The organism is Brevibacterium sanguinis, from assembly GCF_039528855.1.
GTDB lineage: Bacteria > Actinomycetota > Actinomycetes > Actinomycetales > Brevibacteriaceae > Brevibacterium > Brevibacterium sanguinis.
Genome location: NZ_BAAAMB010000001.1, coordinates 275,090 through 295,572 on the forward strand (window position 1 = coordinate 275,090; position 20,483 = coordinate 295,572).

General features: G+C 68.9%; 14 protein-coding genes and 1 pseudogene. 10 read left to right on the top strand and 5 right to left on the bottom strand.

Going from position 1 to position 20,483, the window contains the following annotated elements:
* Positions 1-71: 71 nt before the first annotated feature.
* From ABD154_RS01275 to ABD154_RS01290, 4 genes are read left to right on the top strand one after another with little or no spacing between them, the layout of a single operon-like run.
* On the top strand, positions 72-902 hold the full coding sequence (locus ABD154_RS01275) for a CDP-alcohol phosphatidyltransferase family protein (RefSeq protein ID WP_344249541.1): 831 nt from the start codon (positions 72-74) through the stop codon (positions 900-902).
* Positions 899-1,822 (top strand): glycosyltransferase family 2 protein, encoded by a 924-nt coding sequence (locus tag ABD154_RS01280; RefSeq protein ID WP_198499495.1) that lies wholly within the window; start codon positions 899-901, stop codon positions 1,820-1,822. The genes ABD154_RS01275 and ABD154_RS01280 overlap by 4 nt, the downstream gene beginning before the upstream one ends.
* A 52-nt stretch (positions 1,823-1,874) precedes the next feature.
* Positions 1,875-4,727, top strand: a complete 2,853-nt coding sequence (locus ABD154_RS01285; RefSeq protein WP_344249544.1) for a bifunctional glycosyltransferase/CDP-glycerol:glycerophosphate glycerophosphotransferase — start codon at positions 1,875-1,877, stop codon at positions 4,725-4,727.
* Positions 4,727-5,941, top strand: a complete 1,215-nt coding sequence (locus ABD154_RS01290; RefSeq protein WP_344249546.1) for a glycosyltransferase — start codon at positions 4,727-4,729, stop codon at positions 5,939-5,941. The genes ABD154_RS01285 and ABD154_RS01290 overlap by 1 nt, the downstream gene beginning before the upstream one ends.
* A 52-nt stretch (positions 5,942-5,993) precedes the next feature.
* On the opposite strand, the gene ABD154_RS01295 is transcribed toward ABD154_RS01290, so the two are convergent.
* Positions 5,994-7,346, bottom strand: a complete 1,353-nt coding sequence (locus ABD154_RS01295; protein WP_344249548.1) for a CDP-glycerol--glycerophosphate glycerophosphotransferase — start codon at positions 7,344-7,346, stop codon at positions 5,994-5,996.
* A 190-nt stretch (positions 7,347-7,536) separates the two neighbouring features.
* Here ABD154_RS01295 and ABD154_RS01300 point away from each other — a divergent pair, with 190 nt between their 5' ends.
* Genes ABD154_RS01300 through ABD154_RS01320 form a run of 5 tightly spaced genes read left to right on the top strand, consistent with a single transcriptional unit; the run spans position 7,537 to position 13,678 of the window.
* Positions 7,537-8,595, top strand: coding sequence for a TetR/AcrR family transcriptional regulator (locus ABD154_RS01300; protein WP_425546714.1), 1,059 nt, complete (start codon positions 7,537-7,539; stop codon positions 8,593-8,595).
* Positions 8,592-10,139, top strand: coding sequence for an ABC transporter substrate-binding protein (locus ABD154_RS01305; RefSeq protein WP_344249552.1), 1,548 nt, complete (start codon positions 8,592-8,594; stop codon positions 10,137-10,139). Before ABD154_RS01300 ends, ABD154_RS01305 begins: the two co-directional genes overlap by 4 nt.
* A 1-nt stretch (position 10,140) precedes the next feature.
* A complete protein-coding gene (locus ABD154_RS01310) occupies positions 10,141-11,094 on the top strand; it encodes an ABC transporter permease (RefSeq protein ID WP_198499490.1) in 954 nt (317 codons plus the stop codon).
* Complete coding sequence (locus tag ABD154_RS01315) at positions 11,091-11,999, top strand: ABC transporter permease (RefSeq protein ID WP_198499489.1); 909 nt, start codon at positions 11,091-11,093, stop codon at positions 11,997-11,999. Before ABD154_RS01310 ends, ABD154_RS01315 begins: the two co-directional genes overlap by 4 nt.
* Positions 11,999-13,678, top strand: a complete 1,680-nt coding sequence (locus ABD154_RS01320; RefSeq protein ID WP_344249556.1) for an ABC transporter ATP-binding protein — start codon at positions 11,999-12,001, stop codon at positions 13,676-13,678. Before ABD154_RS01315 ends, ABD154_RS01320 begins: the two co-directional genes overlap by 1 nt.
* A gap of 17 nt (positions 13,679-13,695) precedes the next feature.
* Here ABD154_RS01320 and ABD154_RS01325 read toward each other — a convergent pair whose 3' ends face one another.
* Both ABD154_RS01325 and ABD154_RS01330 read right to left on the bottom strand, forming a co-directional pair.
* Entirely contained in the window at positions 13,696-15,423 is a 1,728-nt protein-coding gene (locus tag ABD154_RS01325; protein ID WP_425546715.1) for a DEAD/DEAH box helicase, read from the bottom strand.
* 177 nt (positions 15,424-15,600) lie between these two features.
* Positions 15,601-16,701, bottom strand: a complete 1,101-nt coding sequence (locus ABD154_RS01330; protein WP_344249558.1) for an alpha/beta hydrolase fold domain-containing protein — start codon at positions 16,699-16,701, stop codon at positions 15,601-15,603.
* Between the two features lie 193 nt (positions 16,702-16,894).
* Between ABD154_RS01330 and ABD154_RS01335 the strand changes: the two genes are divergently transcribed.
* Complete coding sequence (locus ABD154_RS01335) at positions 16,895-17,584, top strand: peptidyl-tRNA hydrolase (RefSeq protein WP_344249560.1); 690 nt, start codon at positions 16,895-16,897, stop codon at positions 17,582-17,584.
* Between the two features lie 3 nt (positions 17,585-17,587).
* Here ABD154_RS01335 and ABD154_RS01340 read toward each other — a convergent pair whose 3' ends face one another.
* Positions 17,588-17,770 carry a hypothetical protein gene (locus ABD154_RS01340; protein WP_198499485.1) on the bottom strand — a complete coding sequence of 61 codons (183 nt, stop codon included), beginning with the start codon at positions 17,768-17,770 and terminating at the stop codon, positions 17,588-17,590.
* Positions 17,771-17,945: 175 nt separating this feature from the next.
* Positions 17,946-20,483 (bottom strand): annotated as a pseudogene (locus ABD154_RS01345) (hypothetical protein); the annotation flags it as partial.

The window sequence follows — 20,483 nt, forward strand, 5'->3', positions numbered from 1 at the left end:
CAGTGGTTTGGACAGTCGGTAAACTTGGCGTGAATTGTCGGGGTCAGATGCAGTCAAAAGGCAGGTCGGGAGTGAGCGCGGAGAAGCAGTCACGATACCCGACCCTGGCCGAACTGCGCGCCAAGGCCCAGCCGATCGAGGTCCGCACGCGGAAGAACGCCGAGCACTGGACGGCTCAGCTCTACCTGCGGCACTTCTCCATCTACTTCACGATGCTGCTCGTGCGCACCCGGATCAGTGCCAACGGCGTGACCGGGATGATGATCGTCGCCGGGTGGTGCATCGCCGCGTCGCTGCTCATTCCCGGGATCTGGGGCGCCGTCCTCGCCGTCTTCTTCTCGCAGGTGCAGATGTACATCGACTGCTGCGACGGAGAGGTCGCGCGGTGGCGCGGCACGAGCGGAGCCAAGGGCGTCTTCCTCGACAAGGTCGGCCACTACACGACCGAGGGCCTCGTCGCCTTCGCACTCGGGGCGCGCGCGGTCGGCGAATGGTCGAACCTCGCCACCGATCCCGGCGGCACGTACCCGTACCTGCTCGCCGGCTCCATGCTCGCCTCCCTCGTCCTGCTCAACAAGGCGCTCAACGACATGGTGCACGTGTCCCGCGCCTTCAACGGCCTCGACAAGCTCGCCGACTCGCAGGCCGCCACCGCGCTCAACCCCGGCTTCACCGCGAAGCTCAAGCGCGCGGCCCGGTTCGTCCCGTTCCACCGCATCTACCATTCGGTCGAACTCTCGCTGCTCGCCCTGCTCTCGAGCATCGTCACCGCCGTCGTCGTGCCGCTCGGCGCCGCCCCGCTCGTCGGTGAGCGCTGGCTCGTGCTCATCCTCGTGCCGCTCTGCCTGCTCTCGGTCATCGGCCACTTCATGTCGATCATGGCGTCGAAGAGGCTGTCATGACGAACACCTCACGGGTCCTCGCCCAGCGCTTCGAGGCGAACCGGAAGTACACCTTCGGCGTCGTCGTGCTCACCCAGGGCAAGCGACTGGAGGAGCTCAACCGCGGCTTCGACTCGCTCCTCGCGCAGAAGGGCGTCGACCTCGACATCGTGTGCGTCGGCAACGGCTGGGAGCCGCAGGGCATCCCGCCGGCCGTCAAGCGTCTCGCCCTGCCGGAGAACCTCGGCATCCCCGCCGGGCGCAATGCCGGGGTGCCGCACGTCAAGGGGGAGTTCCTCTTCTTCCTCGACGACGATGCCTGGCTGCCCGATGACACCACGCTCATGCGCATGGCCCAGCTGATGCGCACGAAGCCGAAGATCGGGCTCGTCCAGCCCCGCGTCGAGGAGCCGGGCGGACCAGCGTCGCCGAAGCGCTGGATTCCGCGCCTGAAGAAGGGCGAGGCCGACCATTCCTCGAACGTCTTCTCCGTGTGGGAGGGCGCCGTGTGCATGCAGCGCAAGGCCTTCGACGAATGCGGCGGCTGGCCGGCCCCGTTCTGGTACGCCCATGAGGGCATCGAACTCGCGTGGCGGGTCTGGGACGCCGGGTACTCCGTGTGGTACATGGGCGACCTCGCCGTCGCCCACCCCGTCATCGACCCGAGCCGCCACGACGAGTACTTCTACATGAACGCCCGCAACCGCGTGTGGCTGGCCCGGCGGAACCTGCCGTGGCCATTCAATTGGATGTACGTTGGATCGTGGACGCTCATGCAGTGCCTGAAATGGGCGAACAAGCCCGACCAGCTGCGCCCGTGGTTCGAGGGGTGGCGCGACGGGTGGAAGCTCGACCCGTGGAGCGACGACGAGCAGCACCGGAAGCTGTCCGGGCGCGGTGTCCTGCGCATGGCGCGCCACGGCCGACCCCCGGTCGTCTGAGCCGCCCCAGGGCAGCGCCCGACCGATAGAGAAGACAACGACGGAGAACACTTTGACTCACTCAGCGGTGCGCGCCGCCGACACGACCGCAAACACCCCGCCGGAGACCGTCTGGGGCATCGACGGACGACCGCTGGTCACCGTGGTCATCATCATGTTCAACGACATCGCGAACGTCGGCACCGCGATCCGCTCCGCCCTCGACCAGACGCTCAAGGGCACCGAGGTCATCGTCGTCGACGACTGCTCCACCGACGGGTCCTTCGAGTACGTCTCCGAGCTGGCGCGGGACGAACCGCGGCTGCGGGTGTTCCAGACGCCGAAGAACAGCGGCGGGCCGGGGGCGCCGCGCAACATCGGAATGGACAACGCGAGCGCCCCGTACCTGACGTTCCTCGACAGCGACGACATCCTTGAGCGCCATGCGACGTACAACCTGCTCACGGCCGCGGAGCGCAGCGAAGCCGACATCGTCATGGCCAAGACGCGGCGCCGGGACATCGCGAAGAAGAAGTTCCGCGGCTGGCACCACCGTCTCTACCGGGAAGAGCAGCACTTCGACACGATCGAGGAGAACCCGGAGCTGTGCATCGACACGATCGCCGTGGCGAAGCTCTACCGCATGGAGATGCTGCGGGCCAATGGCATCCGCTTCCGGGAGGAACTCCACTACGAGGACCTCATCTTCACCGCCGAGGTGTTCGCGAAGGCCGAGGGCATCCGCGTCATCCCCGAATTCGTCTATCAGTGGAACCTCTATCCCATCAAGGTCCGCAAGTCGATCACGAACCAGCGCGACGACATCAGGAACCTCCAGCACCGCAAGGTCGCTCTCGCCGAAGTCCTCCGGGTCGCCGATCCGGCCACCGTGCCGGCGCTCCATGCCCGCCTGCAGCTGAAGATCCTCCGCCACGACGCCCGGCTCTACCTCAACGACATCGCCCACGGACAGGTGCCCAACCTCGCGCCTGAGCTCCTCGCCGAACTCAAGCCGCTCATCGAATCGATCCCCACCGAGATCTACGCCGACGTGCCCCGCGACGATCGGCTGCTCGTCGCGTCGGCCCTCGCCGAGGACGTCGACCTCGTCTCCCGGATGGCCCACATCGCCTCGGGCACGTGGGATCTCTACGGCGACTGGGAGCCGGGTGGGCAGCGCAGCCTGTGGGAGCCGGAGACCTTCGCCGCCTACCCGGACGACTCCCGTGAGCACATGCTCGCGACCTTCGACGCCGCCGAGGTCGTCGCGATCCCGTGGTACGCGTTCAAGTTCTACAATGCCGTCGACGCCGTCGCCATCGACGGGAAGAACCGGGTGACGATCTCCGGGCGCATCCCCGACTCGTTCGCCAAGCTCGATCGGCCCGATCTCACCGCGCGGATGCTCATCAGGGAGCGCTGGGGCTTCCAGCGGGAATGGGTGGCGCCCGTGCGCTGGGAGCGCACCGCCGACGGCGAGGTGGAATGGACCACCGAGTTCGAGTTCCCCGCCGCCATCGACCGTGCCGTGCGGCCGAAGATCTCCATCCGCATGGAGCTGACGAACGGCACCGCCTCGACGCTCCTCCCGCTGCGGGTGAAGAAGGGATTCGTCGGCAGCAAGCAGAAGACCCAGCCCCACGGGGTCGCCGAGTCGCTCGCCAACATCCGCTATCAGCCCTACGCCACGGAGATCGGCACCCTGGCCTTCCGCCTCGCCCGGATCGGGAAGCAGCGCCGGCGACTGCGCCGGGCGATCAAGCCGCTGCTCTCGACGGGTCAGACCGCGCTGCGGGACAGATACGTTCCCCTGCCCTCCCATGCGCTCGTCGCCGAAGGGGAGCGGATCGCCGCGGAGGCTCGTGAGCAGCTCGACGACCGCCTCGTCGTCGTCGAATCCCACATGGGCACCACCGAGTCCGACTCGCCCCACGTGCTCGCCGCGGAGCTGCGACGCACCCGACCCGACCTCAGGATCGTCGTCGTGGCGGCGGCCAACCAGCGCTGGGCGGCTGGCCGCGAGGACGTCGTCATCCGCAACACCGTCGACTACTACCGCACGCTCGCCCGGGCGAAGTACATCATCGACAACCAGACCCTGCCCGTCGGCTACGTCAAACGACCGGGTCAGGTCTACATCCAGACGTGGCACGGCATCCCCATCAAGAAGATGGGCTTCGACGAGCCGAGCCTCGAGTTCGGCGCGCGAGAGGACATCGCCGATCTCGAACGGAGAGTCGGCTACTGGGACTTCCTCAGCATCCCCAGCGCCTACTTCCGCGACACCTTCGTGCCGGCGTTCCGGTATGAGCGTGCGCAGCTGCCGGTGGGATCGCCGCGCAACGACGTTCTCGTCAGCGACACCGCAGGGATCGCCGCGGCCAAGGCGCGCCTCGACCTCGACCCGGCGAAGACGAGCGTGCTCTACGCCCCGACGTTCCGCACCCGCGGGCAGGCCTCGCTCGAACTCGACCTCACCGAACTCGTCGACGACCTCGGTGAGGACTATCAGATCCTGCTGCGGCCCCACTACCTCAACCGCATCGCCGTGCCGCCGCACCTGCGCGGCCGGGTCATCGACGTCAGCGGCATCGCCGACACCGCGCAGGTGCTCCAGGCCGCGGACATCCTCGTCTCCGACTACTCGAGCATCATCTTCGACTACCTCAGTCTCGACCGGCCGATCATCCTCTACGCGTACGACCTCGACGACTACGCGAACTCCGCGCGCGGCACCTACTTCGACCTGCGCGACCATCGTCCCGGACCGCTGGTCACCGACCAGGAGGAACTCGTCGCGGCGATCAGAGCCGCAGGAGACGACGAGGCGGAGCCGCTGCGGCGCCGCTTCCGGGAGGACTTCGTCGGCACTGAACCCGGGGACGCCGCCGCGACGACGATCGCAACGATTTGGGGAGGCCAGTGATGGCGCAGACGCAGTTCGATCGGATCGTCCTCATGGCCAACGACGTCGACCGCCTCGGCGGTGTCGGACGCTTCATCAGCACGATGGCGGACGGGTTCCACGCCCGGGGATACGCCACCGAGCTCGTCGGGGTCTCGCCCCCGCCGGAGGGTCACGGTCAGGTCGTCGAGCGCTCCGCCGACATCACGGTGCGCACGCTCATGCCCGAGCCTCCGCCGCCGGACTGGACGATCCGCTCCGACGCGGACAAGAAGGACCGGGAGCGCATGCGGCGGTACCGGAAGCGCTTCGACCTGCGCAAGATCGCCGTCGACAAGCTGCGGACACTCCTGCCCGAGTGGGGTCCGCGCACGCTCATCATCTGCACGCAGGTCTACGGCATGGAGCACATGCTCGAAGCCGGTTATGACGCCGCCGATCCCCGCCAGCCGCGGGTCATCGGCCAGTACCACGGGTCCTACGACGGGGCCACGCGCACCGGGCGGGACGCCAGCCGCGTGCTGCAGGCCTACGCCGATGTCGACCGCACCGTGTTCCTCACGGCCGAGGACGCCGAGCGCTTCCGCCTCGCCGGGCTGAACAACACCGGGTGGATCCCCAACCCCGTCACCCTCGCCGGGGCGGAGACCGAGTCCGGGACGGAGACCGGTGCCTCTGCGGCGGAGACCGGGACCGCGCGCCGCAACACCATCGTCGCGCTCGGGCGGTACGACGAGGTCAAGTCGCTGCACTACCTGCTGGCGGCCTGGGCCGAGATCGCTCCCGCCCTTCCCGACTGGAGCGTCGAGCTCTACGGCGAGGGCGAACTGCGCGAGAGTCTGCAGGCCCTCATCGATGACCGCGCGATTCCCCGTGCCGCGCTCATGGGCAAGACCGACGCGGTCGCCGAGGTGCTCGCGAGCGCGAAGATCCACGTCATCTCCTCCCAGCACGAGGGGCTGCCGATCTCGATCGTCGAGGCCGGACTCTCCGGCATGCCCACGGTGTCCTTCGACTGCTCACCGGGTGTCGAGATGCTCATCGACTCCGGGCGAACCGGGTACATCGTCGCCCAGAACAACGTCACCGCCCTCGCCGAGCGGCTGCAGGCGCTGGCCGCCGATCCTGCGGCGCTGGCGCAGATGTCGGACGAGGTTCGCGCCGATATGGCGCAGTACGCCCCCGAGCGCATCCTCGACCGGTGGGAGGACCTCTTCCGCGAGATGGCCCGCTGAGGCCGACGGTCAGGTCGCTGAGGACGGCGGTTCGGTCGCTGAGGCCGGTCTCTCAGTCGAGGTCGGACTTCGCGAGCATCTCCCGCTGCCGTGAGGCGATGAGCCCGGAGATCGTGGCGACGAACTCCCGGGTCGAATCGCCGACGGCACGGCGCCCGAAATAGTACTCGCGCAGCTCCGCGCGCTGGGCCGCCGTGGTATCGGCGTCGAGCTCGGTGGCGATCGTATCGGCGATCCCGGCGATCGTCGACTGCGACACGACGGGAGTGGCTCGGGTGATCGGCGAATCCTCATTGATCGCCGCGAGATCGTCCCGCCGATCGGTGATGATGATCGGCTTCTCCGGCCGCAGGTAGAGGAAGTCGAGACCGACACTCGAGACGTCGGTGACCATGAGGTCGACGTCGGCGAACATCGGCAGGATGTCGCCCTGCATCGAGATGAGATGCCCACCGCCTGCCCCGGTGCCGCCTGAACCGGTGCCGCCTGGTCCCGCGTCGGCGGTCTCGGCGCGGTCGGTCGTGGCACGGTCCGCCTCGGCGATGAGCTCCCGAATCCGCGCATCGGCTGCGACGACACCGGGGTCGTCGGACTGTTCGACCCGGGGGTGCGGCTTGTAGACGAGGCGGGTGTTCGGGGTGCTGAGGATCGCTGCGACGATGGCCTCGCCGAAGAGGTCGAGCGAGGTGTAGTTGTTCGCGTCGTTCTCGCCCTCCCACGTCGGGGCGTACATCACGGTGCGCTTCGTCGTCGGCGACAGCGTCGATGTCTGATCGATGTCGAGCTGCGGCCTGCCGACCTCGACGAGCTTGCCGAGATCGAACTCGATGAGCGCCTTCCGGTGCCGGTCGATCGCGGCGGGACCGGCGACGAAGACGCGATCGTAGGCCTTGACCTGGTTCGACACCATCGAGATCTTGTCGCTCTCACCGTGGTTGAGGTGCACGTGGACCATCGGCGCATAGCCGAGCGACTGGAAGTTGCGCACGCCGTTGTTGACGTAGAGGGCGACCTTCGGATCGAGGTCGTAGTAGAAGTCCTGGAGCGGATCGAACTGGCGCTTGAGCACGAGAGGCAGCTTCGTCACCGCGCGCAGCTCCTGCAGCGCGCCTGGGGACCGGAGGACGATCGCCACCGGATGCGTCCGATCGAGCTCTTCGAAGATGGGGATCCACTGGAGGATCTGGTAGATCTTCGCTGGCCCGTCGCCGAAGTATGCGATGACCGGGGTCTCGAGACCCGAACCATCGTACTTCGCTTCGAGGCGTTCGATCGCCTTCGCCCCCCGCAGCCAGCGACTGGTCGCCTGCCACGGCCGCGAGTTGAGAGCCGACAGCCCCGCCTTGCGCACCCACCGGCTGATGGGAGGCTTCTTCGCGGTCAGTGACTTCAGGGATGAACGCATGTCGTGCCTGCTCCGTGTTCGTCCGACGATTCCGATTGCCCCGGAGAGTCTAGTGGACGACGGCCGCGGAGCCGGCTCGAGCCTGAGTCCGGCCCGGTTCTCTCGGGAAAGTCACATTGCGGTCCGGTCACGAAAACTACACGAAACCAGAGTAACTCTTGCCATAATCGCAACAGGTGTGCACACTGGGATGGTGTTCGAGGGCAGAGAAGCAGATCACGGCGGTCGCGCCGGCCTCGGCACCCGTGTGCGCAATGCCATTCGGGACGCGGGAATCAACCACAGCGAAGTCGCCCGCAGCATCGGTCTCGAACCGAGCAAGCTCTCGAAGTCCCTCGCCGGCACCCGCAAGTTCCGCGTCGAGGAGATCACGCGCATCGCCCAGCTCACCGACGTCACCACGGACTGGCTCACGCTCGGACGTGAGGAGGGAGCACCTCGGCGACAGACCGCCCCGCTGGCTCCCACCCATTCGCTCACCGAGGCGGCCGGTGAGGGCGCCTCCGCACCGCCCGCCGCCGGCGATGACCTCCCCCGTCCGGACGCGTCGACGACGTGGATGTCGAAGGGCACCCGCAATCGCCGCCGCATCGTCGCCGCCGCCTGGGAGCTCTACGCAGACCGCGGCATCGACGCCGTGCGCGTCCACGACATCGCCGCCGCGGCGGGCCTGTCGGCCTCGGCGATCAACTACCACTTCCGGACGAAGACCGCGCTGCTCGAGGCGGCCCTGCACTATTCGCTCGAGATCATCGCGACCGCCCGTGACCTCGTCGAACCCGAGGACCCCGCCGAGGTGCTCCTGCGGTTCTCCCGCGTCCATGCGGGAGTCGACCCCACCGTGCGCCGCGTGTGGTCGATCTGGATCCAGAGCTGGGCCCGCGCCGTCGTCGATGAGCGCTCCCGCCTCAACCTCGCCGCCGTCTACGCGAAATGGATGGACCTCATCCGCGGCGTCGTCGTCGCCGGTCAGCGCGTCGGCCAGGTCCGCGACGGCGACACCGACCTCATGGTCAAGAACCTCAGCGTCTTCATCGACGGACTCGGCGTCGCTCGCAGCACCGCCCAGATGAGTCTGACCGACGACGACGCGCTGGCGATGATCGACACCTTCCTCCGCGCCCACATCCTCGTCCCCGGCGCAGAGCCCGCGCCGATGCGGGCAGCGACACGACCTCCGGACCCGGCCGCGCGGCCGCGGTCCGCGGAACATCTCCAGGACGAACCACTCCAGGAAGAAGGCCCATGAACACTCCGAACCGAAGACAAGCGCTGGGAGCGGGACTCTCGCTCACCGCGCTCGCCGGACTCAGCGCCTGCGGCGGCGCGGCAGTCGGCGACATCTCCGCCGGCGAACCCGTCCGCGGCGGCACCCTGCGCGTCGGGGTCACCGGCGGCAATTCCGCCGACACCGTCGACGCGCACATCCCCGTCAACTCCGGCGACATCGCGCGCACGATCAACCTCTACAACTGCCTGCTCTCGCGCACCGACGACTACAGGATCCAGCCGGAGCTCGCCGAATCCTTCAAGCCCAACGGCGATGCGACCGTGTGGACGGCGACGCTGCGGCCGGGGCTGAAGTTCTCCGACGGGCGCGACATCACCCCCGACGACGTCGTCTTCTCGTTCGAGCGGATCAACGATCCCGATGATCCGAAGACCGCGGCAGCGAGCTTCACGATGCTCGACGAGGTCGTCGCCACCGGCGATCGCACCGTCGAGTTCCGGCTCAGCGAACCCAACGGCCTCCTCGACGACTCCGTCTCCGAGTACACGACCGGCATCGTCCCCCGCGACTACGATCCGGCCGCACCCGTCGGCTCGGGGCCGTACAAGCTCGGATCGCACACCGCGGCCGTGTCGACAGTGCTCGAACGCAACGAGTACTACTGGCGCACGGACGGCAACTGGCTCGACGCCGTCCACCTGCTCAACTTCAACGACTCCGACGCTCTCATCAACGCCCTCCTTTCAAGCCAGGTCGACGCGATCGCGCAGATCCCGCTCGCCCTCGTCGAGGTCATCGGCGCCGACGAGCGGATGGCGATCCTCAACTCCGAGACCGGAATGTGGCTGCCGTTCACGATGCGCGTGGATCGTCCGCCCTTCGACGACGTCAGGGTGCGGCAGGCCTTCCGCCTCGTCGTCGACCGGGAGCAGATGATCGAGCAGGTCCTCTCCGGCTTCGGCACGATCGGCAACGACATGTTCGGTCCCCTCAGTGAGAACTACCCCGACTTCCCGCAGCGCACCCGCGATGTCGAGCAGGCCAGGCAGCTCCTCGCCGAGGCGGGGCACCCCGACGGTCTCGACGTCGAGCTCGTCACCGCTCCCATCCAGTCCGGTGTCGTCGAAGCCGCGCAGGTGTTCGCCCAGCAGGCCGCCGACGCCGGCATCCGGGTGAGCATCCGCCGGGTCGATGCGACGACGTTCTTCGGGGAGAACTATCTGCAGTGGGACTTCGCGCAGGACTTCTGGTACACGCGTGACTTCCTCCCGCAGTGCGTGTCGTGTGTGATGCCGGAATCGCCGTTCAACGAAACCCACTGGGACGACCCGAACTTCACCTCGATCGTCGAAGAGGCGCGCTCCCTGCCGGACCCGGCCTCGCGGCGCAACCTCGAGCACGAGGCGCAGAAGATCCTCTACGACAACGGCGGCTACATCATCTGGGGCTTCGCCAACCAGGTCGACGCTTACCAGAAATACGTCGGCGGCCTCGAACCGAATGCGACCGGCAGGCCCCTGGGCGGCTGGCGCTTCGACCGCGTGTGGATCGGGAAGGTGTGACATGTTCGCCAAGGTCATCATTCGCAGGCTGATCTTCTCCGCCTTCATCCTCCTCGCCGTCTCCCTCATCGTCTTCGGCGCCACCCTCCTCCTGCCCGGCGACGCGGCCCGCGCGATCCTCGGCCAGCAGGCCACCCCGGAGCGCATCGCGGCGCTCAACGAACAGCTCGGGCTCAACCTGCCGGCCTGGCAGCGCTACCTCGAGTGGCTCGGCGGTCTCTTCGTCGGCGACTTCGGGACCTCGACGGCGACCGGCGGACCGGTCTCGGAGCTGCTGGGACCGCGGATCGGCAACTCCTTCGTCCTCATGGCGCTCGCCGCGATCATCTCCGTGCCGCTGGGCATCGGCCTCGGCGTCTACTCGGCGCTGCACCGCGGCACCCGCCGCGACCAGGCGCTGACCGGCATCAGCCTCGTGCTCGCCGCGATGCCCGAGTTCGTCATCGGCATCGGCCTCATCGCGATCTTCGCCACCTCGGTGTTCCAGATCCTGCCCGCCGTCACGCTCGCCCCGCCGGGCCAGCCGGTGTGGCTGATCCCCGCGCAGCTCGTCCTGCCCACGGCCACCCTCGTCCTCGTCGTCACCCCCTACATCGTGCGGATGATGCGGGCGACGATGATCGAAGTCCTCGACTCCGGATTCGTCGAGATGGCCCGCCTCAAGGGCGTCCCCGAACGCCGGGTGATCTTCCGTCACGCGGTGCCCCACGCGCTCGGTCCCGTCGCCCAGGTCGTCGCGATCCAGCTCGCATGGCTGGCCGGCGGCGTGGTCGTCGTCGAGTTCCTCTTCCGGTACCCCGGCATCGGGCAGGCGCTCATCGACGCCGTCACCTACCGCGACGTCCAGGTCGTCCAGGCGATCTCGATGCTCGTCGCCGCCGTCTACGTCGTGGTCAACCTCGCCGCGGACATCGTCGGCATCCTCACCAACCCGAAACTGAGGAGCGCAGCATGAGCAGCAACCTCGACGACATGAAATCCGACGCCATCGAAGCCGCGGAGGTGCCGAAGGAGTCGCAGACGACCTATGTGCCCTTCTTCCGCCGCGTCATCGCGCAGAAGCAGGGGCGCATCGGCCTCGTGCTCACGGCGTTCATCGTTCTCCTCGCCTTCTGCGGTCCTCTTCTCCTGCCGTGGGCGACCGGGTCGACGGCGACCGAGTTCGTCGCGAAGCCGTTCTCCCCGTACGGGCTCTTCGGCACCGACAACCTCGGCCGCAGCGTGCTCTCCCGCTTCCTCGCCGGTGGGCTCACGCTCATCATCTACTCGGTGCTCGCGACGGCGCTCGGCATGGTCCTCGGCGCGATCGTCGGCATGCTCGCCGCCTATGTGGGCGGGCGCTTCGACGCGATCCTCATGCGACTCAACGATGTCCTGCTGGCGATCCCGCAGCTCGTGTTCGCGCTGCTGGCGATCACCGTGCTCGGACCGCAGGGCTGGGTGCTCATCACCGTCATCGGCATCACGCACGCCCCGCGCATCGCCCGGGTGGCCCGGTCGGCCACTCTCAATGTCATCAACGAGGACTACATCCTCGCCGCGGAGATGTACGCGATGCCGCGGTCGAAGCTCCTCGTCCGTGAGCTCCTGCCCAACATCACCGGGCCGCTGAGCGTTGAGGCGGGGCTGCGCCTGACGTATTCGATCGGTGCGATCGCCTCACTGTCCTTCCTCGGACTCGGCCTGCAGCCGCCGGCCGCCGACTGGGGCCTGATGATCAACGAGAACCGCATCGCGCTGAGCATCCAGCCGTGGGGCGTGCTGCTGCCGGTCATCGCGATCGCGCTGCTGACCATCGGCACCAACCTGCTCGCGGACTCGTTCGCCCGGGCCACCGCATCGACGACAGTGGAGGAATGATGACCACGACCAATGACACCGCTGCCGGCGTCGACTCCGCGCCGAACGAGAGCATCGTCCTGCGCGTGAGCGACCTGCGCATCGACACCATGGCCGGTGACGAGATCCTCCACGGCGTCGACTTCGCCCTCAGCCGCGGAGAGATCCTCGGCCTGGTCGGGGAGTCCGGGTCGGGCAAGACGACCGCGGGGCTCGCCTGCATGGGCCACTTCCGGTCGGGGCTGAAGTACGGTTCGGGCTCGGTGAGCCTGTGGCCGCGCGGGGAGGACACCGCCGTCGAGGTCCTCGACCTCGGCGAGGAGGCCGTCCGCGCCCTGCGGGGATCGCGGATCGCCTACATCCCCCAGGATCCCGCCCTCTCCCTCAACCCGGCGATGCGGGTGGGCGATCAGATCCGCGAGGTCCTCGAGATCCACGGCTTCGGGTCCTCCTCGGCGGAGCGGGAGGCGCGGATCACCGAGGTGCTCACCGACGTCGGTCTGCCCGGTGACCGGGCGTATCAGAGTCGGTGGCCGCACCAGCTCTCGGGCGGTCAGCAGCAGCGCATCGGCATCGCCATGGCGTTCGCGATGTACCCCGACGTCCTCATCCTCGACGAGCCGACGACCGGCCTCGACGTCTCCACGCAGGCCGTCGTCCTCGACACGATCCGGCAGATGACGGTGGCCAACAATGTCGCCGGTCTCTACATCACCCACGACCTCGCCGTCATCAAGGACATCTCCGACCGGGTGGCCGTCATGCTCCGCGGCGACCTCGTCGAAGAGGGACCGGTCGAGGAGGTGCTCTCACGACCTGCCCACGACTACACGAAGATGCTGCTCGCCGCAGTTCCCGACCTCGCCGGGGACAAGCAGATCGGCGACGAGCCGAGCGCGGCAGCCCCGGTCACGGCCGTGGAACGGGATGGGCGGGCCGCCTCGGCGAGCACCCCGCTCCTCGACGTCGCCGACGTCGCACTCGCCTACGGGAAGGCGCAGATCCTCGACGGCATCAATCTCACCCTCGAACCCGGGGAGTGCACGATGCTGCTGGGGGAGTCGGGGTCGGGCAAGACGACCCTGTCGCGGTGCGTGGCCGGGCTCAACGACGACTACTCGGGTGCGGTGCGTCTGCGCGGGGTCGAACTCGCGAAATCGACGCGGAAGCGGACGAACGAGCAGCGGATCGGGATCCAGTACGTCTTCCAGTCCCCGTTCTCCTCCCTCAACCCGAGGCGCTCGATCGGGCAGTCGCTCACGGTGCCCTTGGAGATGAGCGGGGACGGGACGGCGGCGAGCCGGAAGGCCGCAGTCGAGGGGGCACTCGATGCGGTGCGGCTGGGCCGCAGCTTCTACCACCGGCGGCCCGGAGACCTCTCCGGTGGTGAGCGTCAGAGGGCGGCGATCGCCCGGGCGCTCGTCAATGCGCCCGATGTGCTCGTCTGCGACGAGATCACCTCGGCCCTCGACGTCAGCGTGCAGGCCTCGATCATCGGCCTGCTGCGCACCCTGCGCGCCGAGCGGCAGCTGGCGATGCTCTTCGTCACGCACAACATCGCGCTCTCGCGGCACATCGCCGACAACCTCGCAGTGCTCAACAAGGGCAAGGTCGTCGACTACGGGCCCGCGGGCTCCGTGCTCGAGAACCCGCAGCACGCGTACACCCGCTCGCTCATCGACGACGTGCCGACGTACTGAGCAAGTGCCGGTGCGGGTCAGCTGCTCGTCGAGTAGACCTGCTGGGAACCTCCGGTCGCGGCGCGTGAGCGATTGCGACGGCGGGTCTCAGCGCTGGTCCCGCGAGTGCCCTGAGACTCCCCGCGCCGGGATGCGGCATTCCGCCGCTGGCCGGAGCCCGCAGTGGTGCCGCGGCGGGACTGCTCCCCGCGGCGGGACTCAGTGCGGCCCGACGACTCCGTGCGACCCGAGGTCTCAGCACGGCCCGACGTCTCGCCGCGGCCCCGACCGCGGTTCCGGGAGCCCGAACCCCCGCGGTTCTTCGCGCCGCCGGCCGGCGCCTGTGCACGTGACTGGTTTCCGCCTGCCGACTCGGAGGACGCAGCGGCGCCCGACTGTCCGTTGCCACCGCGGCGTCCGCGGCGGCGCCGGGACGAGCGCTTCTTCGCCGGTGACGCCACCGTCTCGACCGGTTCCGTGCCGCGGACCCGTTCCGGGTTCGCTTCCTGCGGCTCGACGAAGGCAGCGACCTCACCGACGAGCTCGCCGACCTGGGGCGACTCGGCGGAGACCTTCTGCGGCTTGACGGAGATCTTCGCCTTGCGCAGCAGCGCGAGGGTGTCCTTGCGCTCCTCCGGGGTCATGATGGTGACCACGTCGCCGGTGCTGCCGGCCCGCGCGGTGCGGCCGGATCGGTGAAGGTAGGCCTTGTGCTCGGTGGGCGGGTCGACGTGGACGACGAGTTCGACGGCGTCGACGTGGACGCCGCGAGCCGCGACGTCGGTGGCCACGAGCACCTTGACCCCGCCATCGGCGAAGGCCGCGAGGTTGCGCTCGCGGGCGGACTGCGAGAGGTTGCCGTGCATGTCGACAGCGGGAATGCCCTGCTTCGTGAGCAGTCGGGCGAGCCGCTTGGCCCGGTGCTTCGTGCGGGTGAAGAGGATGCGCCGTCCGGCTCCGGAGGCCAGTCGGTGCACAAGGTCGCCCTTGTCCTCGGGGGTGACCTCGAACAGGTGGTGGGTCATGGCATCGACGTGCGAGTTCGGGTCGTCGACGGAGTGGAGCACCTGGTTGTGGAGGAACCGGCGCACGAGCTTGTCCACGTCGTTGTCGAGCGTCGCGGAGAAGAACATCCGCTGGCCCGTGGCCGGGGTCTTCGCCAGGAGACGGGTGACGCCGGGCAGGAAGCCCATGTCGGCCATGTGGTCGGCCTCGTCGAGGACGGTGACCTCGATGTCGTCGAGGGAGACGAGGTCCTGCTGGAGCAGGTCTTCGAGGCGTCCGGGGCACGCGACGACGATGTCGACGCCGGCATTGAGCGCCGCTTCCTGCTTCTTCTGCTTGACTCCGCCGAAGATCGTCGTGGTCGTCAGTCCGGCGGCCTGGGCGAGGGGATCGAGCACGGCGGTGATCTGCGTGGCGAGCTCACGGGTGGGTGCGAGGACGAGCCCACGCGGAGCCCGGCCGCGGCCCGGTCGTGCCGGCTGGGTGTCTGCGAGGTTGGCGACCATCGGAATGGAGAAGGCCAGGGTCTTTCCCGAGCCGGTCTTCCCCCGACCGAGCACGTCGCGGCCCGCGAGAGTGTCGGCCAGGGTGTCCTGCTGGATGGGGAAGGCCTCGGTCTTGCCGTCGGCGGCCAGACGGTCGACGAGGGCGGAGGGGACTCCGAGAGCGGAGAACGACTGGGCCGGAGCGGTGGTAGAGGTGATGGGGTGGCCTTTCGACGCGCAGGTGCGCGCTGCGAAACCACGCAGTGGTGGCGGCAATCGTGCAACCCGGCAGGGTGTCCGAACGCGGGACCGCGTTCTCGTTCGCCGAGAGGAACGGGTTTCGCCGAGCATGCGCCGCAGCTGGGGTGTGCGGGCGCAGAGTCGCGTGATCCTGACGACGCAGGGATTTCGCCGAGCGAAATCGCAAGATCTTCAAGGATACATCGTTCGCCGTCAGTTCTCCGCATCGAGTTGCGCCGCGGCGAAGTCCGCGGCTGCCGTGAGCGCCGCGTTCGCCTCGTCGAGGACCCGCCCGAAGTGGAGGAACGAGTGGAGCACGTGAGGGTATTCGATGAAGTCGACGTCGGTGCCGGCACGCTGGAGAAGGGCGGCCAGGGCGCGGCTGTCGTCGCGCAGCGGGTCGAGGCCCGCGGCGGCGATGAACGTCGGCGGAAGACCGCGGAGATCGGCGCCGAGGTGGTCGATGTACGGGCTCGCGGCGTCGGCCGGTGAGTTGTAGTGGACGTTCGCGATTCCGGCGAGCACCTCGGGCCCCATCCCGTCCCAGGCTCCGCCGTAGAGGCGACGACTCGCAGAGTCGCGGAGGCCGTGCGAGCCGTAGACGAGGACGAGAGCCCGGAGCGCGGCGAAGGAGGTTTCGGCGCCGACCCGCTCGGGTTCGTCGCGCAGCAGCAGTGCCGATCCGAGGGCGAGCATCGCCCCGGCCGAATCCCCGGCGACGGCGAGGCGGGAGCCGTCAACTCCCCAGTCCTGGCCGTCGCGGGCGAGGTGGGCGATGACGGTGGCGCATTCGAGAAGGGCCTGCGGGAAGACCGCCTCGGGGGAGAGGGAGTAGTCGACGGCGATGACGGCGGCACCCGAGGTCGCGGCGAGGACCCGCGCGATCCGGTCGTGGGTGTCGAGATCACCGAGGCAGAAGCCGCCGCCGTGGAGGAAGACGATTCCCGGCAGGACCGCCTCGGCGGTCGGACGGTGAATGCGGATGGGCACCTCGACGTCGCCGACACGCAGGTGCGCGTCCTCGGTCCGCGCCATCGTCGGTCCGCCCTCGTTCCAATGCGTGCGCTCGGCACGGTATTCGGCGCGTGCCGCAGCGAACTCCGTCGGCGCCCCGGCGTCACGGTCGGTGCCGGGAGTGCCGGGTTGCCCACCGTCCTGTCCGGCCCGTGCGGCGATCACTCGGTCGGCGGCCGCACGGCATTCGGCGGCGCGGGCCTCCTGGAGGTCGAGGACGTCGCGCATCTGCGCAGACAGGGCGTCGCGGATGTCGGCCGGCATCGATTCGGACCACTGCGGGGAACGGGAGGGCGTCATCGGATCCTTCTTCGGAGCTCATGGCGCGCGGGACCACGAGCAGCTCTCGATCGGCGCGCACCCCTCCAGCCTACCCGCGCGGGGCACCGATCCATCGAGGTGAGAGGAGGTGCGCGGGAATAAGCGGCGATGCCCGACGTTGTCATTGTCGACGCGGGAGTGCCTGCGCCAGCCGAGACGACGGAGGAAGCGAATGACTGAGCAGATGCGGCGACACGAGAGCGACCATGACGTGCCGTGGTCCCTGCCCATCGTCGTCCGCAAGTCGAAGACGGCGCTCGCCCGCCATATCGACGTCCTCGAGGCGACGGCGCGCGCCGTCGTCACGTTCCTCGACGATCCGCGCACCCAGCCGGAGGGGGAGTGGTTCGACGCCGTCGAGTACTGGCGCGACGGGGCGATCCGCAAGGTGGTGCGGCGCGGTGACGGCAAGAAGCTCGAGGACGCGCGTGCCCTCGGCAGTGTCGGCGTGAGCTTCGGTGGCACGGAGGAGTTCGCCCCGGCTGAGGCCTACGTCTTCCCTCCCGGTCCGGTCTCACCGCTGCCGCGTGAGCTGTCGAAGCTGCAGGTGGGGGACACGGAGTTCCCCGCTGATGGGGAGACGTCGATTCCCGCCTCCGAGGCGGTCGTCACCATCGAACTCTCACCGCTGGTCACGCTGACGACGGGCAAGGCGGCGGCTCAGGTCGCCCACGGCGCTCAGCTCGCATTCGAGCAGATGCCCGCCGAGGTGCGCGATCGTTGGCGCGATTCGGGATTCAGTCTGCGTGTGGTCACGCCGACCAAAGCCGAGTGGGCTGATGCAGACCGTCCGATCAGCGTCATCGACGCAGGATTCACCGAGGTCGACGGACCGACGGAGACCGTGCGCGCGCACTGGTGAGGTTCAGCTGCTCTCGGTCAGCTCGTCCTCTTCGCCCTCTTCGAGAGGCCGCGTCTTCGTCCCGTTGCCGAACTCATCGAGGATGATGCGACGCTTGACCATCTCTCCGGTCTCCTCGTCACGCACTTCGATGATGTCGCCGGCATGGGTCTGCGGCTGGTAGTGGTCCTCGTTGACTCCGCTCATGGCACTGCCTCCTCTGGTTACTCTGACCGTACCCCCGTGTGACGTGAGTCTCAAGGATCATCCGCCGAGGTGGTCGACCCGTGTGCCGGTTCGTCACCGATGCATCGGGGCAGAGGGGAAGGGGTGGGCCCGACGCGAGAGCGTCGGACCCACCCCTTGACCGTTCATGCGGGCATCAGTGCCGGCCGCGGAATATCCTGTCTCGGCGCGAGGCGAGGATGACGGCGGCACCGCCGAGGACGAGCAGAGCCGCGACGGTGATCATCGCCGCCAAGCCGTCGGCGCCCGTCCGCGGCAGGTCTCCGCCTCCGGAGGCCGTCGAGCTCGCGCTCGACGAACCGCCGGTGCCGGCCGAGGCGTCTGCGCTGCTGGAGGACCCGCCGCCGGCTGAGCTGCTCGCTCCACCGGAGTTCGAGGATCCTCCGGCACTGGATGTTCCGTCGGCTCCTTCCGCTGCGGCCGATCCACCGGCGTTCGCGGATGCCGCTGCATCGGCGGTGCTGGTCGACGTCGCCTGTGCCGCATCGGCCGCAGCTCCGCCATCCGAATCGGATGAGCCCTTCGGGTCCCCGTCGGAGGCCGCTGCTGCCGAGGCTTCGGCGCCGGAGTCCGCGGTGGCTGTCGCCGAGGCGGCGGCTGCGGGATCGGCGTCGGCGGCTGCCGTGGCAGCGGCGTTGGCGTCGTCCGCATTGTCGGCCTCTGCCGCTGCCTGTGAGGCGGCTTCGGACGACGCATCCGGATCCGAGGTGGCGTCGGCCGAGGTTTCGGAGGAGGCATCCTCGGTGGCCGCCGACTCTGCGGCTGCTTCGGCGTTCTCGTTCGCCGCTGCCGAGGCCGAGGAGGTTGCGTCCTCGTCGGCTGCGGCTTCGGCTGCTGCCTGAGCGGCGGGGTTGCCGTCGTCGTCGGCACTCGCCGAGGCCGACGCAGTGGCCGCGGCATTGACGTTGACGTCCGAGTCCGGATCCGTTCCCGCGTCGGGATCCGTTGACTGGTCAGCAGATCCTTCCGGATCGGCTGATGCATCTGGATCAGTTGCCGCATCTGGGTCGGTCGATGCGTCGGCAGCGGCCGCGGTGTCAGGATCCGCCGAGGCGTCCGGGTCGGTGGAGGCATCCGGATCAGTGGAGGCATCCGGGTCCGTTGACTGGTCAGCAGATCCTTCCGGATCGGCCGATGCATCTGGATCAGTTGCCGCATCTGGGTCTGCAGCGGCATCGGGATCGGTCGATGCGTCGGCAGTGGCCGCCGCGTCGGGGTCGGTCGACTGGTCGGCGGTGCCGTCCGGGTCGGTCGACGCATCGGCTGCGGCTGCGGCTTCGACACTGGCCTCGGAGGAGGAGTCGGCCGTCGAGGCTGCTTGGGCCGCGGAAGAGGCGTCGGCGTTGGCGGCCGCTGACTGATCGGCGTTGGTGTCGTCGGTGTTGTCAGCGGTAGCGGCGGCCTGGGCGGATTCGTTCGCTGCGGCGTTCGGGTCCGCCGAGGCATCGGCTGTGGTGTCCGAGGTGGCCTCTTCGGTGGCGGCGGATTCCGCGGCTGCTTCGGCGTTGGCGTCGGCTGCTGCCGAGGCGGTGGTGGTGGCGTCCTCGTCGGCAGCTGCCTGTGCGGCGACCTGGGCGGCAGGATTGCCGTCGTCGTCAGCGTTGGCTGAGGCCGAGGCGGAAGCGGCGGCATTGACGTTGGCGGACGAGTCCGCGCCAGCAGCCGCATCGGGATCAGCAGCCGCGTCGGGGTCCGCTGCGGCGTCGGGGTCTGCGGCCGCGTCTGGATCAGCAGCTGCGTCCGGATCGGTGGAGGCGTCCGGATCGGTGGAGGCATCCGGGTCCGTTGACTGGTCAGCAGATCCTTCGGGATCCGCAGACGCATCCGGATCAGTTGACGCGTCCGGGTCCGTTGCAGCGTCAGGGTCCGCCGCCGCGTCGGGATCGGTCGACTGGTCGGCGGTGCCGTCCGGGTCGGTCGACGCATCGGCTGCGGCAGCGGCTTCGACACTGGCCTCCGAGGACGAGTCGGCCGTCGAGGCCGCTTGGGCGGCCGAAGAGGCGTCGGCGTTGGCTGCTGCTGACTGATCGGCGTTCGTGTCGTCGGTGTTGTCAGCGGTGGCGGCGGCCTGGGCGGATTCGTTCGCGGCGGCGTTCGGGTCCGAGGAGGTATCGGCAGTGGTGTCCGAGGTGGCCTCTTCGTTCGCGGCGGATTCCGCGGCTGCTTCGGCGTTCTCGTTCGCTGCTGCCGAGGCGGTGGTGGTGGCGTCCTCGTCGGCGGCTGCCTGTGCGGCGACCTGGGCGGCTGGGTTGCCGTCGTCGTCGGCGTTGGCTGAGGCCGAGGCGGAAGCGGCGGCATTGACATTGACGGACGAGTCCGGATCAGCAGACGCGTCGGGGTCGGTCGATGCGTCGGCAGTGGCCGCGGTGTCAGGATCCGCCGAGGCGTCTGGATCAGCAGCTGCGTCGGGGTCCGTGCCCGCGTCGGGGTCCGTTGACTGGTCAGCAGATCCTTCGGGATCGGCCGACGCATCGGGATCTGTCGCGGCATCGGGGTCCGCAGACGCATCCGGATCGGTCGCCGCATTTGGGTCTGCGGCGGCATTCGGATCGGTCGATGCGTCGGCAGTGGCCGCGGAATCGGGATCGGTCGACTGGTCGGCGGTGCTATCGGGGTCGGTCGACGCATCGGCTGCAGCGGCGGCTTCGGCGGAGGCCTCGGAGGACGAGTCGGC